Source organism: Streptomyces sp. CBMA152 (genome assembly GCF_014596475.1).
Lineage (GTDB): Bacteria > Actinomycetota > Actinomycetes > Streptomycetales > Streptomycetaceae > Streptomyces.
Genome location: NZ_MECJ01000024.1, coordinates 220,668 through 234,966 on the forward strand (window position 1 = coordinate 220,668; position 14,299 = coordinate 234,966).

Annotated in this window: 13 protein-coding genes; 3 read left to right on the top strand and 10 right to left on the bottom strand. The window is 69.9% G+C overall.

Annotated elements, in window-relative coordinates; translation table 11 throughout:
* Window positions 1-2: 2 nt before the first annotated feature.
* From BG418_RS20905 to BG418_RS20935, 7 genes are all read right to left on the bottom strand, one after another.
* Window positions 3-617, bottom strand: coding sequence for an EboA domain-containing protein (locus BG418_RS20905; protein ID WP_188275463.1), 615 nt, complete (start codon window positions 615-617; stop codon window positions 3-5).
* The gene (locus tag BG418_RS20910) at window positions 614-1,483 is read right to left on the bottom strand and encodes a sugar phosphate isomerase/epimerase (protein ID WP_188275464.1); all 870 of its coding nucleotides are present in this window, start codon (window positions 1,481-1,483) and stop codon (window positions 614-616) included. The genes BG418_RS20905 and BG418_RS20910 overlap by 4 nt, the downstream gene beginning before the upstream one ends.
* Window positions 1,480-2,373, bottom strand: coding sequence for an SCO3242 family prenyltransferase (locus BG418_RS20915; RefSeq protein WP_188275465.1), 894 nt, complete (start codon window positions 2,371-2,373; stop codon window positions 1,480-1,482). The genes BG418_RS20910 and BG418_RS20915 overlap by 4 nt, the downstream gene beginning before the upstream one ends.
* Window positions 2,370-3,512: an inositol-3-phosphate synthase gene (locus tag BG418_RS20920; protein ID WP_188275564.1), complete on the bottom strand. Its 1,143-nt coding sequence runs from the start codon at window positions 3,510-3,512 to the stop codon at window positions 2,370-2,372. Before BG418_RS20920 ends, BG418_RS20915 begins: the two co-directional genes overlap by 4 nt.
* A gap of 208 nt (window positions 3,513-3,720) precedes the next feature.
* Entirely contained in the window at window positions 3,721-4,776 is a 1,056-nt protein-coding gene (locus BG418_RS20925; protein WP_188275466.1) for a ParB/RepB/Spo0J family partition protein, read from the bottom strand.
* Window positions 4,777-5,330: 554 nt separating this feature from the next.
* The gene (locus tag BG418_RS20930; protein WP_317453710.1) at window positions 5,331-5,699 is read right to left on the bottom strand and encodes an antibiotic biosynthesis monooxygenase family protein; all 369 of its coding nucleotides are present in this window, start codon (window positions 5,697-5,699) and stop codon (window positions 5,331-5,333) included.
* A gap of 68 nt (window positions 5,700-5,767) precedes the next feature.
* The gene (locus BG418_RS20935) at window positions 5,768-7,270 is read right to left on the bottom strand and encodes an FAD-dependent monooxygenase (protein WP_188275467.1); all 1,503 of its coding nucleotides are present in this window, start codon (window positions 7,268-7,270) and stop codon (window positions 5,768-5,770) included.
* 471 nt (window positions 7,271-7,741) lie between these two features.
* Here BG418_RS20935 and BG418_RS20940 point away from each other — a divergent pair, with 471 nt between their 5' ends.
* The 3 genes from BG418_RS20940 to BG418_RS20950 all read left to right on the top strand — a co-directional run bounded on the left by BG418_RS20940 (window position 7,742) and on the right by BG418_RS20950 (window position 9,953).
* Window positions 7,742-8,197, top strand: coding sequence for a VOC family protein (locus BG418_RS20940; protein WP_188275468.1), 456 nt, complete (start codon window positions 7,742-7,744; stop codon window positions 8,195-8,197).
* A 157-nt stretch (window positions 8,198-8,354) separates the two neighbouring features.
* A complete protein-coding gene (locus BG418_RS20945; RefSeq protein WP_188275469.1) occupies window positions 8,355-9,182 on the top strand; it encodes an NAD(P)H-binding protein in 828 nt (275 codons plus the stop codon).
* 18 nt (window positions 9,183-9,200) lie between these two features.
* Window positions 9,201-9,953 carry a gamma-glutamyl-gamma-aminobutyrate hydrolase family protein gene (locus BG418_RS20950; protein WP_317453711.1) on the top strand — a complete coding sequence of 251 codons (753 nt, stop codon included), beginning with the start codon at window positions 9,201-9,203 and terminating at the stop codon, window positions 9,951-9,953.
* Between the two features lie 120 nt (window positions 9,954-10,073).
* On the opposite strand, the gene BG418_RS20955 is transcribed toward BG418_RS20950, so the two are convergent.
* The 3 genes from BG418_RS20955 to BG418_RS20965 all read right to left on the bottom strand — a co-directional run bounded on the left by BG418_RS20955 (window position 10,074) and on the right by BG418_RS20965 (window position 14,261).
* Window positions 10,074-10,940: a sigma-70 family RNA polymerase sigma factor gene (locus BG418_RS20955; RefSeq protein ID WP_188275471.1), complete on the bottom strand. Its 867-nt coding sequence runs from the start codon at window positions 10,938-10,940 to the stop codon at window positions 10,074-10,076.
* 186 nt (window positions 10,941-11,126) lie between these two features.
* On the bottom strand, window positions 11,127-11,891 hold the full coding sequence (locus BG418_RS20960) for an SDR family oxidoreductase (protein WP_188275472.1): 765 nt from the start codon (window positions 11,889-11,891) through the stop codon (window positions 11,127-11,129).
* 186 nt (window positions 11,892-12,077) lie between these two features.
* Window positions 12,078-14,261 (bottom strand): MMPL family transporter, encoded by a 2,184-nt coding sequence (locus tag BG418_RS20965; RefSeq protein ID WP_188275473.1) that lies wholly within the window; start codon window positions 14,259-14,261, stop codon window positions 12,078-12,080.
* Between the last annotated feature and the right edge of the window lie 38 nt (window positions 14,262-14,299).

The following is a 14,299-nucleotide window of genomic DNA, read 5'->3' on the forward strand; positions in this document are numbered from 1 at the left end:
GTTCAGTGCTCCTCGGCCCCGGTCAGGGCCAGTACGTGGTGCAGGTCTTCGGGTACGGGGCGGCCCGCGGCGATACGTTCCTTCGCGAAGTCGCCGAGCATCCGGGCCAACTCCGTATCACCCTGGGCGCGTTCGGCGAGCGAGGCGACGGCGCTCACGGGCACGCCGGTGAACAGGCACTTCAGCACGGCGTGCCGCCAGGCGTGCGGGTCCAGGTGCGTCGCCGCGTACGGGCCGACGGCCGCCGCCACCAGACGGGTGTCGTTGGCGCGCAGCGCGTCCTCGACGAGCGGCACCCCGGCCGCCGCGTCCAGGCCGAGTTCCGGAAGGGCGAGCAGCACCGCGCGGCGCTCGGCCGCGTTGCCCTGCTGGTAGATCCGGGTCGCGGTGGCGGCGTCCACGCGGGCGGCGCACAGCAGCAGCACACGGGCGTCGTCCACGGCGTCCGAGCCGAGCTGGCGGCCCGCCGAGGCGAACCGCAGCTCCCAGGGCGCGACGCCGTACCCCTGCGAGGGCCTGGCGGCGGTATGCGCCGCCTCGTCCAGCGCCTCGTCGAGCCAGGCGCGGGCGGCGCCGCTCAAGCGGGCGTCGAGTTCCGCACGAGATGTCACGGTCACACTCCCTTCGCGGGATCGGCGGCGCGGTCGGGCAGGACCGTGCGCAGGAACTCGATGGATCTGCGGGCCTGTTCGGGGCCCGCGTGCGAGTGGCGGGGCAGCTCGACGACGGTCAGCCCCTGGTAGCCGGTGGCGCTCAGCGCCTCCAGTACGGGCGGGAAGTCGATCTCCCCGTCCCCGAACGGCAGATGCTCGTGCACCCCCCGCCGCATGTCCTCGATCTGGACGTGCCGCAGCCAGGGCGCGGCGGCGCGGACGCACTCCACGGGCGAGGCGGGCTCCAGGCACTGGCAGTGCCCGATGTCGAGCGTGAGCCCGAGGAGTTCCGGATCGCCCAACTGCTCCCGCAGCCGGTGGAAGTCGGCGAGCGTGGCGAGCAGATGGCCCGGCTCGGGCTCGATCGCCAGCGGCACCCCGGCCCGCTCGGCCGCGTCCAGCACCGGCGCCAGCGACTCGCCGAGCCGCTTCCAGGCGATGTCGCCGTCGGTGCCCTCGGGTGTGATGCCGCTGAAGCAGTGCACGGCGTGCGCACCGAGGTCGGCGGCCACCCGCACGGCCGTGACCAGCAGTTCGGTACGCCGGGCGCGCGCGTCCGGGTCGGCGTCCAGCAGCGTCGGCCCGTGTTTGCGCCGGGGATCGAGTACGTAGCGGGCGCCGGTCTCGACGGTCACGCCGAGCCCGAGTTCACCGAGCCGCCGGGCCACCTTGCCGGTACGCGCGGCCAGTTCGGGGGCCATCGGGTCGAGGTGCATATGGTCGAGGGTCAGCCCGACGCCCTCGTATCCGAGGTCGGCGAGCAGGGACAGGGCGTCGTCGAGCCGGAGGTCGGTCAGCCCGTTGGTGCCGTAGCCGAGGCGGACGCTCATGTGGGGCTCACCTTCCGTGCGAGGGTGCGGGCGGCGGGAACGAGAGCGATGAGTGCGGCCGCGCTGCGCACCGCGCCCGCGCGTGCGGCGAGCGCCGCCTGGAGCGGGATCATCGCCCGGATGCCGCCGCCGACGGCGCGCTGGGTGAGCGGGGGCGAGGGGTTGAGCACGGCGTGGAAGAGGGGTTTGGCGGCCGTGGCCACATAGGTGGCGGCCAGGGCGCTCTGCGCTATGTCCCTTGGCTGAGTGGGGAGTTGGAGCGCACCCGTGGAGCCGCGACGGCGGCTGGTGAGCGCGCCCAGGGCCACCGTGGAGGCCAGCGCCGCCATCGGCGCCCGGACCGAGCCGCCCTGCGTCTCATGGCGCGAGACGGTGGTGACCGCGTAGGTGTGCGCGCCCAGGGCCGTCGCCGGCAGCAGCGCGGCCGGGGACGGCTCGCCGGAGGTGGCCGTCGCGCCGAGCAGCAGGTCCAGGGAGCGCGCGGCGGCCATCGCCGCCGGGCCCGCCGGGGTGTGCTTCAGCCGCAGGTCGTACGCCCAGACCGTGCCCGCGAGCGCGGTCGCGACCGCTCCCGCCGGGCGGCCCGCACGGTAGGCAAGGGCCAGGCCCGCGCCGGTCAGTCCGGCCGCCGCCGCCAGGGCAGCGCCCGGCTTGATACGGCCCGACGGGATCGGGCGGTGCGGACGTTCGCGCGCGTCCTCCTCGCGGTCGGCCCAGTCGTTGAGCGCCATCCCGGCCTCGTACAGACAGAGCGAGGCGCCCACGGCGAGCGCCGTTTTCCGGTTGGGGCGCAGCCCGGCGGCCGCCGCCCCCGCGAGGGCGTCGCCGGGAACACTGAACAGGGCGGAGATCCGGAGCAGTTCGGCCCAGTCGCGCAGCACCGGCTTCACCGGGCCTCCCGCAGCCGCTCACCGAACGCCAGCAGGGCCGCGTACTGCTCGGCCAGCGCGGACGAGCCGCCGTCCGGGTCCTTGAAGTAGAAGCCCAACTCCGGCCGTGGACCCGTCAGTTGGAGCTCATGGGCACGGGCGGTCAGCCGGGCGAGGTCCAAGACGAGGGGGGCGGCGAGCGCCGAGTCACAGCCCTGCCAGATCGTCTGGAGCACCATCCGCGAGCCGAGGAAGCCCTCGAAGACGATGTGGTCCCACGCGGTCTTCCAGTCGCCGAGCGCGGGCACGTCGTCGATGTGCACCTCGCCCTCGGGAAGCGCCCCCAGGTTGTCCTCAAGGACCCGGTTCTTTCCGGCGTTCTTGGCGGCGGCCGCCGCCGGGTCGGCGAGCGAGGCGCCGTCGCCGCCGCCGAGCAGATTGCTGCCGGACCAGGCCCGTACGGCCAGGGCCCGCTGGTGGAACATCGGCGCGAGCACCGCCCGCAGCAGGGTCTGACCGGTCTTGCCGTCGCGGCCCGCGTACGGCACACCGGCCGCCTCGGCGAGCGGGGCGAGGTCCGGGTGGTGCACTCCGGTCGACGGAGTGAAGTTCACATACGCGCATCCGGCGCGCAGCGCGGCCGCCGCGTACAGCGAGGACGCGGGCAGCCGACTGGCGCCCTCGGCGGGCGCGGGCTCGGTCGAGGAGACATTGACGACGACGGTACGGGCCACGCCCGTGCGCTCGGCGAAGGAGGCGATGTCCGCGGCGAACGCGGCGATCAGCTCCTCGTCGTCGCGGGTGTCGCCGGGCAGCGGTCCGCCCATGCGTATCTCCGCGTCGGCGGCGGCGAGTTCGGCGCGTACGGCCGCGGGCAGCCCGTACGGCAGCACTCCCCCGTCGGCCAGCTCCTCGGCCCGTTTGGGCAGCGGACCGCCGGCGACGTCATGGCCGCCGAAGACGAAGGACGTGAGAGCGGGCAGACCGCTGTCGGCGAACGCGAGGGTCTCGGTGACCATGCCGGTCGCGGGCTGGAGCCCGGCGGCGACGGCGGCGCAGCCGGCGACGGCCGTGGTGGCGACGGAGCCCCGGGCTCCGATGAACCAGACCCCCGTCCTGGAGCTGTTGTCGCGGGTATCTGCGGAAGGGGACACGGGCAGCCTCCTGGTGACGTCAGCGCGTTGAAGCCTTTCCAACCTGACGGTAGTGGGGGCCGGTTGCGCAGCTGTTCATTCGTATCGATGGGCTTATGCCGCAGTTGCACGGGCGAACGGGCGGAGTGCTGGTCGCGGCACACGCCCGCGACCAGCACTCCTCTGTCCGTCCCGGCCCACGGTGTTCGGTTGTGGCCGGTGTCCGCGAACTGCTCTACTCGGCCCGCTGCTGGAGCTGCTCGGCGAGCGTCTGCCAGGCGGCGGCGCAGCTGCGCGCGAGGTCGGCGACCTCGGGCGCCCAGTGGCCGGGCAGACCGCGGCCCAGCGACTCCATGCCCTCGCCGTCCACCGTGTAGTGGTGGAGCCAGCGCAGGGTGCGCCGGCCCGCCTCGTTGAGCCGCAGCGACGGGTCCTCGCTCAGCTTGGCCAGCAGCTTCTGCCGGTCGACCGACACGTCCCGCCGCTCGCTGCGCGCGCTCACCGCTCGCTGCGTCTGGCGCGGCACCACGGGCGCGCCCGGCGCCGGGTTCTGGCCCGCCGCCGCACGGTAGCGGCCCGGCACGGGGTCCTCGCCCCGGTCGATGCGCTGCCGTACGTCCCGTACCGTCGCCGGCGAGAGGCCGGTGGCGCGGGCCACCTCGCGCAGCCCCGCGTTGGGCCGCTCGTGGATCATCGCGGCGGCCTGCTGGCGGCGGTATCCGCTGTCCAGCGGGCGCAGCCGGCCGTCACGCCCGAGGCGCGCGTTCGACTGCGGAGCATCGGCGGACGAGCGGGAACGGATGCGGGAGATCGTCTTGTCGGACAGGCCCACGGCGGCCGCGACGGCCCGGTCCGACCACTGCGGATGGGTCATGATGATGCGCGCCGCGGCCACCGAGCGGTCGGACCGCGACAGCGGCAGACCGTGGGTGACGTTGGCCTTCACCGCGAGGACGTAGGCTGCGCCCTCGTCGCAGTCGACCATCCGGGCCTGGATCGTGGTGCGCCCGTTGAGCAGGGCCGCGCGCACCCGGTGGGTGCCGTCGATGACGCGCATCGACGGGCGGTGGACGGTGATGGGCGGCAGCGAATCCCCTGCTTCGGCGAGGACGCGCACGTGGTCCTCGTCCGCTCCGCCGAGGCGGGGCGAGTCCTCGAAGACCAGGGAGTCGATGCGCACTTCACCGGCGGGATGCGACTCGATCCAGACCATGGAGGTCACGACCTCGTCCAGGTCGGCCGCATGCAGTTTCAGTAATGACTCGTCAATTGATTGCTCGGCCAGACTCACTTTGCGCCCCCTCGCAATGAATCGGAACCGGAATCCACTTCCGGTGTGCGAAATGAAAGGCGACGGGCGAAGCCTTGTCAACCACCCTGCGGCGGGCTGGGACGGCTTCGATTCCCGTACGGACAAGGGTGGTTCATACCTTCGGCGATGGCCGTCGGGGCGTGCCTGAGCGCCCCCGGAGCCGCGCTTTCCGCACAGCTGTACGGGGGCAAACATCGGTTGGTCAGAGCGGAAGTTCAGGTTCCGTCAAGTCCGGACAACTTCCTGTAGCGCGAGCGGTGAAGCGTCGGTGGAATCGGCGCGCAGGAATGGCCCGGACGTCAGGGACCGTCAGAAGTGCGGTTGGAATTTCACATTCCGCCCGGCTGATCGGCTTCGCACTCGTGATGCTCGTCGGGCGGTCGCCCGACCCCGGGGTAACCGCCGGTCGCCCACGGGGCCGAGGCTGGTCGGCCAACTTGCCTGTGACTGAATGAAGTTGGCTGGTTTTTTGGCCGAGAAAGGACCCGGAACCTGTCACACCGGCGGTGACGGGTCCCGGGCCGTTCGCCGGGTCAGGCGACGCAGATGCCGTCGACGGCGACCTTCTCGTACAGGTGGGGAGAGACGGTGCAGCCCTCCGGGTAGCCCTCACCGGCGACACGGAAGCCGGGCTTGGCGTGGGCGGCCGCCAGATGGGCGGCGGACTGCCAGACGGCGACGTTCACCAGCACCCGGCTGCCGCCGACGCCCCGGTGCATCTGGGTGGAGATGAAGCCCGGCTGCCCGGTGAAGTATGCGGCGTCGCGCCGCCAGAGCGCCAGGAACTCCTCGGTCTTGCCCTCGGGCACGGTGAAGGTGTTGATGAGGACCACCGGCCCGGTCTCCTCCTCCAGCTGCCTTATATAAGGAGTGGACTCGTCGACCTCCACGAACTCGATCACGAAGCCTCCTCTCGGTTGTCCTGAAGTACCTCTCGGTTCCCCCAGGTTCCTCCGGTTCCCGCTTCGGGTCAGCGGGGCGAGCCGAACCAGCGGATCAGCGCGTCGAGCAGTTCACCGCCGTCGGGCGCCGCCCAGGCGACATGTCCGTCGGGACGGAGCAGGACGGCGTCCGGCGTCGTCCCCTCGGCCGTGTCCGCCGGGACCCAGCCGTCCGGGACGATGTCCACCCGGTCCGACCAGCCGCCCTCCACGATGTCGATCCGGTCCGACCAGCCGCCGGCGAGCCGGGCCGCCTCGGTGCTGCCGTCCGCGGTGATGAGCACACCGCGCGCCGGGTGCAGCAGCTCGGACACGCGCGTGGTCGAGCCGTCCGACAGCTTCAACTCGCGGTCGGGCATGCGCAGTCCGAGCAGCGGGTGGCCGGTGACGCCGCCCATGTCGTAGCGGATGCCGAGGCCGCTGACGTGTCCGGCCAGGCGCCGGGCCGCGTCCGGCGACTGCACCAGCTCGCGCATCACCTGCCGCATCGGCTCCATCTCGTCACCGGTGAGATAGAGGGACGCCTGGGCGAGGGTGTTGCGCAGCAGCTTCTCGCCCACCGGGTGCCGCTCGGCGTGGTACGTGTCGAGCAGACCCTCGGGCGCCCAGCCCTTGACGGTGGCGGCCAGCTTCCAGCCGAGGTTCACCGCGTCCTGGACACCGACGCTCAGCCCCTGGGCCCCGGCCGGGATGTGGATGTGGGTGGAGTCGCCGGAGAGCAGGACCCGGCCGCGCCGGTACTCGGCCGCCTGACGGGTGGCGTTGGTGAACGCGCTCACCCACTTCGTCTCGGCGCCGTGCAGCGACTGCCCGGTGAGCTCCTGCCAGGAGTCGGCGATCTCGGTGAACGTCAGCTTGCTGCTGTCCCGGGGTGTCAGCTTCGCCGGGTGGATGATGATCCGGGTCACCCCTTCCTCAAGACGGATCGCCATCACCATCCCGCCCTCGACGCGCTCGCCGATCACCCGGGGCTTGATGTCGTCGCGGTCGACGACGTCGGCGACGTACATACCGCGCGTCGCCTCGCGCCCCGGGAACTCGATGCCGGCCAGTCTGCGGACGGCGGACCGCCCTCCGTCACAGCCCACCAGGTACTGGGCCGTGTGCTCCTGGCGGCCGTCGGGCCCCTCGACCGCCACGGTGATGTCGTCCGGGCCTTCCCGGTAGTCGACCACCTCGTATCCACGGCGTACGTCCGCGCCGAGCTCGGTGATCCAGGACTCCAGGATCTCCTCGATGCGGTACTGCGGCACGCCCCGGATGCCGAAGTGGTTGTCCTCCAGGGCCGTGAAGTCGATGCGCACGCCACCGAAGTGGCCCTCGTTGCCGATCTCGATGTCGCCGAAGCGGGCCAGCAGTCCGCGCTGATGGAAGACCTCGGCGGCGCGCCGGGTGAAACCGACCCCGCGCGACTCGCCGCTCGGGGTGGCGCGCTGCTCGTAGACAACCACGTCGACACCGTTCAGCCGGAGCTCTCCGGCCAGCATCAGCCCTACCGGACCGGCCCCGGCAATGATCACGCCAGTACCCATTTTTTCGCCCTCCTGGATCAGAAATGCGAGAGGTGATTCCGCGCATCGGGAATCGGCTCACAACGCCTCGCGATGCCGCTCGAACGGCCTTCGGGATCGAAAACGGAGCGTTGAATTCAATGGCGCCCAGCAGCGCCTGAACAGACCTTTCGGGCCGCCGAAGAAGTCTGCAACTCTGCGATCAGAAGCGTCAAGGGGAATGTTCCCTACGGTTTTTCGAGATCCTTTTTACGATCGTTTTCGTGATCCTTAATAGGGTCCCCTTTATTACGCGCCGGTAATAGGAATTGATCGTTCATATATCCGAAAGATCCGCTTCCGGATATCCGGCGCCCAAAGATCGACAATTATTGATCTTGGAATTCACGGCCGCGCGACAGCGGTGATTCCGCGGTTGCCCTCTTGACTTCATGATTTCCGAGTTGGAAGGCTGCTCCGCGCAGCACACCGGACTTAATAAGGAGAGCCACGATGTCCTCCGCAGTCACCCAGAAGCTGACGGTTTTTCTGGCGTTCCCGCAGGACGCAGAGGAAGCGGTGACGTTCTACACGTCGCTTTTCGACAACTCCGAGGTGATCAACACCATCCGCGCCCGGGCCGGTGAGCCGGGCTGGACGGAGGGAACCCTGCAGCACGCGGTCTTCACGATCGCGGGGCAGCAGTTCATGTGCATCAACATCCCACCGGACGGAGCCCGCGGTTCCGACCACGCCCCTTGGGACACGTACTCCTTCTCGCCCGCGATGGCGGTGTACATCCAGTGCGACGACGACGAGGAGTTCGACCGGGTCTTCGAGGGCCTCTCCGAGAAGGGTGAGGTGATCATGCCGGTCGGCACCTACGGCTTCAGCGCCAAGTTCGCCTGGGTCAACGACCGCTTCGGCGTCTCCTGGCGCATCAACCTTTCCGAGAGCAAGGTCAAGTAACCCCGAATTCCACAGCACCACCGTCGGCCATGAGGTGACACCGCCTCATGGCCGACGCGTACCCACGGCACCGTTGGCCGCCACCAGGGTCCCGGCACCACGTATCGCGTTACCTTCGCAAAGATCCATTGGAATCCCCTTGACCACGGGAGAGCACATGATCTTGGTAACCGGCGCGTCCGGAAACGTCGGCAGGAACATCGTCGAAGAACTGTTAGCGGCAGGTGAGCGGGTGCGGGCCATCGCCCGGGACCCCGCGAAGTGCAACCTGCCGGGGGAAGTCGAGGTCGTCGCCGCCGACCTCAGCCGGCCCGAGACCCTGGAGCGCGCGCTGCGCGGGGTCGAACGCCTCTATCTCTGGCCCGCGTTCGGGGAACTCCAGGGAGCCGTCGACGCCGCCGTGCGGGCAGGGGTGCAACATGTCGTCCTGCTGTCCTCGGAAGCCGTCACCTATGCTGCCGGAGAGCCGCATATCGCGTGCGAGAAGGCAGTCGCCGAGTCGGGAATGTCCTGGACGTTCCTGCGTCCCAGTGCGTTCATGTCCAACGATCTCCTCTGGATACCCCAGATCGCCAAGGACGGGGTGGTGCACGGCGTGTACGGAAGTGCCTCGATGATCCCGATCCATGAGCGCGACATCGCGGCCGTCGCCGTGAAGTCACTGCTCTCGGTGACCTCCGGGGCAATCCACTCCATCACCGGACCCCAGTCGCTGAGCCAGGCGGAAAGGGTCCGCATGCTCGGCGAGGCCCTCGGAATCGAGACCCGATTCCAAGAGGTGCCCCGCGAGCGCGTCCGCAAGCAAATGCTCATGTACTTGTCCGAGTCCGTGGCCGACCAGGTCCTGGCCGTGCGGGCGTCGATGCGAGGCGTCATCGGCACAGCACTTCCCACCGTCGAGATCGTCACCGGCCGGCCGCCCTACACGTACGCCGAGTGGATCGCCCACCACGAGGCGGAGTTCCGCCCCGTACTCCAGCTCTGACACTTTGTGAGGTGCACTGTGCATTCCGCCGTCAATGAGACCTTGAGCTCGCTGGACCGCACACGCCGGCCGATCATCGGGATCACCGCCGTCGTGACCCAGATCAAATTCGCGATCTTCGAGATGGACGCGACGTTCGTACCCCAGACGTTCGTCCAGAAGGTCGCCGACGCCGGCTGCATACCGGTACTCCTGGCTCCGCAGCCCGGCGTCGAACAGACCGTCAGTGGTCTGGACGGTCTGCTGCTGCTCGCGGGTCCCGATGCCAATCCGGTCCTGTACGGGCAGGAGAAGCACGAGAAGACCGGCTGGAGCGACACGGTGCGCGACACGGCCGAACTCGCTCTGATCGAGGCCGCGTTGGAGGCCGATCTGCCCACCCTCGGCATCTGCCGGGGTGAGCAGCTGATCAACATCCTGCGCGGCGGCACGCTCCAGCAGCATCTGCCGGACATCGTCGGGCACGACAACCACTCGCCGGGCGGAAAGGAGTACGGGCAGCAGAAGGTGCGCCTGGAGCCGGGCAGCCATCTCGCCAAGTTCCTGGCCAAGGACGTCGTGCCGTGCCATCACCACCAGGTCATCGACCAGGTCGGCGACGGCCTGACGGTCACCGCGTGGTCCGAGGACGGGACGGTCGAGGCCATCGAGGTGAACGACCACCCGTTCGCGGTCGGCGTGCAGTGGCACGCCGAGGAGTCCGACGACGACAGCCCGTTCATCGCGCTCGCCGAGGCGGCCCGCCAACGGATGTCGGTCCGCGCCCGCTGACCCGAACACCCGGGAAAGAGCGGCGACTTCAGAACCGCTCAAGGAACGACAGAGGCGCAGCCCGGCCCGATGGCCGCGCTGCGCCTCTTCGTGTTTGCTGGAGAAGTGACCGCGCCCGGGTCAGCCCTCCAGCACCTTGACGTCCATTTCCGACAGTTGCTCGGCGTCGGCGAGCATGTCGATGGCGACGACCTGGCCGTCCACGACGATGAAGTCGAAGACGACGCGCACACTGCCGTTCGGCGCCCAGACCAGGCCCGGAGCCCCGTCCACCAGCGCGAGCTGGGCGACCTGGGCCCGGCCCGAGAACGTCTTCGCGACCGCCTGCGCACCGAGGGCACCGCTCGCGCCCATCGCCAGGGCCGCGCCGTCGACGCGGACCACGACCTCCGGGTCGAGCAGCGCGAGCAGGTCGTCGAAGCGGCCGCCGCGCGAGGCGGCGAGGAAGGCGTCGACGATCTGGCGCTGCCGGCCCCGGTCGGCGGCCGGGGCCTCGGCGCCCTGGACGCGGCGGCGCGCCCGGCTCGCCAGTTGCCGGGTCGCGATGGTGGAGCGCCCGACGACGGGGGCGATGTCGTCGAACGGCACCGCGAACATGTCGTGCAGCACGAATGCGAGCCGCTCCGCCGGGGAGAGCGTGTCGAGCACGACGAGCAGCGCCGGGCCGACGGTGTCGACCAGGACCGCCTGCTGTTCGGGGTCGGCGCCCTCATGGGCGTCCGGGGCGGGCGGCGGGCGCTCGCCGAGCAGGTCCTCGCGGCGCGACTCGCGGGCCCGCAGCATGTCCAGGCAGACGCGCCCGACGACCGTCGTCAGCCAGCCGCCCAGGTTCTCGACGGCGCTGACGTCCGAGCGGCTGAGCCGGAACCAGGACTCCTGCACGGCGTCCTCGGCCTCGCTCAGCGAGCCCAGCATCCGGTAGGCGACCGCCCGCAGATGGGTGCGGTACTCCTCGAAGCGCTCAGCCAGCCGTTCACTGTCGTCCATCGGTCACATTCCTCCGCCGGGTCCGTCATCGCCGTGAAGCGAAACCCAGCCTATGGGACAAGTCACATCAATCTCAGAATCTTGGATGTTCGGTATCCAGTTCGGGCAATTCACAGGAAATCTGCTCGCAGGCAGCCCGCGATCCCCGTCTGTCCCGGACGCCCCCCGGCGTCCGGGACAGAGCTGTCAGGCGAGCTTCGCGGCCAGGAACTCCTCCCAGGTCACCCGGGCCGTCGCGTACTCGCCCTCGGCCCCCTTCGGGAGCAGGCCACCGGAGCGGATCTTGCCGATGCCGGGCATCCACACCGGCAGCACGGGCGCGCCCTTGTGGATGGCCTTGAGATAGGCGCGGATCATGTCCGCCGCGTCGGTGGCCTCGGGTCCCACCAGGTCGGGCACCCGCCCGGCCGGCTTGCCCACCGCCAGCTCGGCGAGCTTGACCGCCACCTCCTCCGGGTCGATCGGCTGCACCTTGAACCCGGCGGGCACCGGGACCAGCGGCAGCTTCTTGGCCTTCTGGGCGCCGTTGAGGATGAAGTCGTAGAACTGGGTGACCCGCAGCATCGTCCACGGCACCCCGGACTCCTTGATCACCTGCTCGGACTCCAGCTTCGACTTGAAGTAGCCGAAGGTGACGTCGTCGACACCGACGATCGAGATGTAGACGAGATGCGGGACGTCGGCCTGCTCCGCCGCCCGGACCAGGTTGCGGGTGGCGTCGGCGTCGCCCTTCTTGTCACTGGCGCAGTGGACGATCGCCGAGACGCCTTCCACCGCCGGGCCGATGCCCTCGTTCTTGGCCAGGTCACCGGTGGCGTAGCTGAGACCGTTAGCGTCCGGGTGGCTCTTCCTGCTGAGCACCCGTACGTCACGGCCCGCGTCCCGCAGCCGCGCGACGACCAGTCGTCCCAGCGTGCCCGTGCCGCCGGTCACCAGGATGGGCGACGTCATGGCTCCTCCTCCGTTGAAGTGTCGCCACACTGACGATCCGGCCCGCAGAAGTGTGACTCCCGGTTCCGGACGGCCCCAAAGCCGCTTCGGAGGACGACCACGGGCGCACCGCTCCCGGAAGGAAGCGGCACGCCCGTGATCAAGGAACCGTACGTACGCGCCGGTGCGAGTGGCGTACGTACGGACTCAGCCCAGACGGGCCGATTCGGGGCTGAGCTGGACCGGGATGTCCGCCTCGTCGCGCTCCGGATGGCCGGGGCGCCAGAACCTCGGGCCGATCTCCAGGGCGAGCGCCGGGATCAGCAGGCTGCGGACGATGAACGTGTCCAGCAGGATGCCGACCGCGACGAGCAGACCCTGCTGGAGTGAGGCCACCGTCGGGATCGCGGCCAGCACGCTGAAGGTGGCGGCCAGCACGAGTCCCGCCGAGGTGATCACGCCGCCGGTGACGGTGAGGCTGGTGAGCACACCGCCGCGGTGGCCGCGTTTGCCGACCTCCTCCCGGGCCCGGGTCATCAGGAAGATGGTGTAGTCGACACCGAGGGCGACCAGGAACAGGAAGCCGAAGAGCAGCAGTCCGCGGTCGATCCTCGGGTAGCCGATGGCGTGGAAGAGCAGCGCCGCCGTGCCCACGGCCGCCGTGTACGAGAGCACCACGGACAGCAGCAGGACGATCGGTGCCACCAGCGCCCGCAGCAGGATGATCAGCATGATCAGCACCACCGCGAGGATGAGCGGGATCAGTACCTTCTCCTCCTTGCCCTGGGCGTTGGACGTATCGAGTGCGACCGCGCTCTGGCCGCCGACCTTCGCGTCCTTGGCCTCACCCGAGGTCTTGTCGAGCGCGGAGCGCATCCGGTCGACGGTCGTCCGGGCGGCCTGGGTGTCGGGCGCGTCCTTCAGCACCGCCTCGATATGGGTGTAGCCGTTCCTGGACGCGACGGGAGTGGCCAGGGAGACGCCGGGGACGTTGTGGAGCGCGGCGAGCGCGCTCTGTGTGCCCGCGTCCTTGACGTACACATCGGCGGGCGCCGACGAACCGGCCGGGAAGTGCTTCGACATCAGGTTCTGACCCGAGACCGAGTCCACCGTCTTGGTGAACTGCTCGGCCTGGGTCTGCCCGGTCGACAGCGACATCGCCCCGAACGCGAGAGCCGCGAGGACCAGCACCGTACCGATCCAGATCGGGCGCGGCGAACGGCCCACGAAGCCGGAGATCTTCGCCCAGAAGCCGTGCTCCTTCTCGACGCTCGCATGGTCGAACTCGTGCGAGAAGCGCGGGATGAACGGCCAGAACGCCCAGCGGCCGAGGATGACCAGGAAGGCGGGCAGCAGCGAGACCATCGCCAGATAGACGACCACGACGCCGATCGCCACCACCGGGCCCAGACCCCGGGTGGAGTTCATGGAGCCGAACACCAGGCAGATGGTGGCGATGCCGACGGTCGCCGCCGAGGCCGTGATCGCGGGCAGGCAGCGGCGCAGCGCGGACACCATCGCCTCGTGCCGGTCCTCGTGGCGGTGCAGCTCTTCTCGATAGCGGGCGATGAGCAGCAGCGCGTAGTCGGTACCGACGCCGAGCACCAACACCGTCAGTACGTAAGCACTTTGGCCGTTGACCGTGAGACCCGCGTGTTTGGCGAGCAGATAGACCACGGCGCTGGCGACCTGGCTGGCCAGACCCACCGAGAGCAGCGGGATCAGCCACAGGACGGGGCTGCGGTAGGTGAACAGCAGGAAGATGGCGACAAGTCCGAGGGTCGCGCCGAGCAGGGCGCCGTCCATGCCGGAGTAGACATCGATGAAGTCGGCGATGTTGCCGGCCTGGCCCGCGATCTTCACTTCGAGACCGTCGGGGGCGTTCTTCTGCGCGGCCTTGCGCAGGTCCTTGACGCCGTCGCCGAGGACGCTGTTGTCGGCCTTGTCGGACTTGACGGGCACGCTGAGGAACGCGGCCTGCTTGTCACCGGAGATCGTGACCGAGGGGACCGGCCCCGCCGCGAGCTTGTCGGCCACGAACGCGCCGCGGTCACTGTCGATCTTCGCCAGGTCGGCGGCGGTCAGGCCGCTTTCACGGGCGTAGACGACGACGGCGCCGATGCGGCCCTTGTCCTGGAAGTAGTCCTCGGCGATCTTCACCGCCTTCGTCGACTGCGCGTTGTTCGGCAACCACGTCTGGGCTTCGTTGTTCTGTACGTCGCCGAGCTTGGTCGCCAGGGATCCGCCCACCGCGATGAGCAGGACCCAGAGCACGAGTACGGCCCACTTGGAACGATGGCCGGCCACGGTCTTCGCGTACTTGTGGGCGAACGTGGACGGGGGCGGCGGCTCCTCGGTGGCCAGCCCAGGTGATGGAGGATGCGTCGTCATGACTGCTCGCTAAGGGTTGGGAGTCCTGCGCTCAGGGC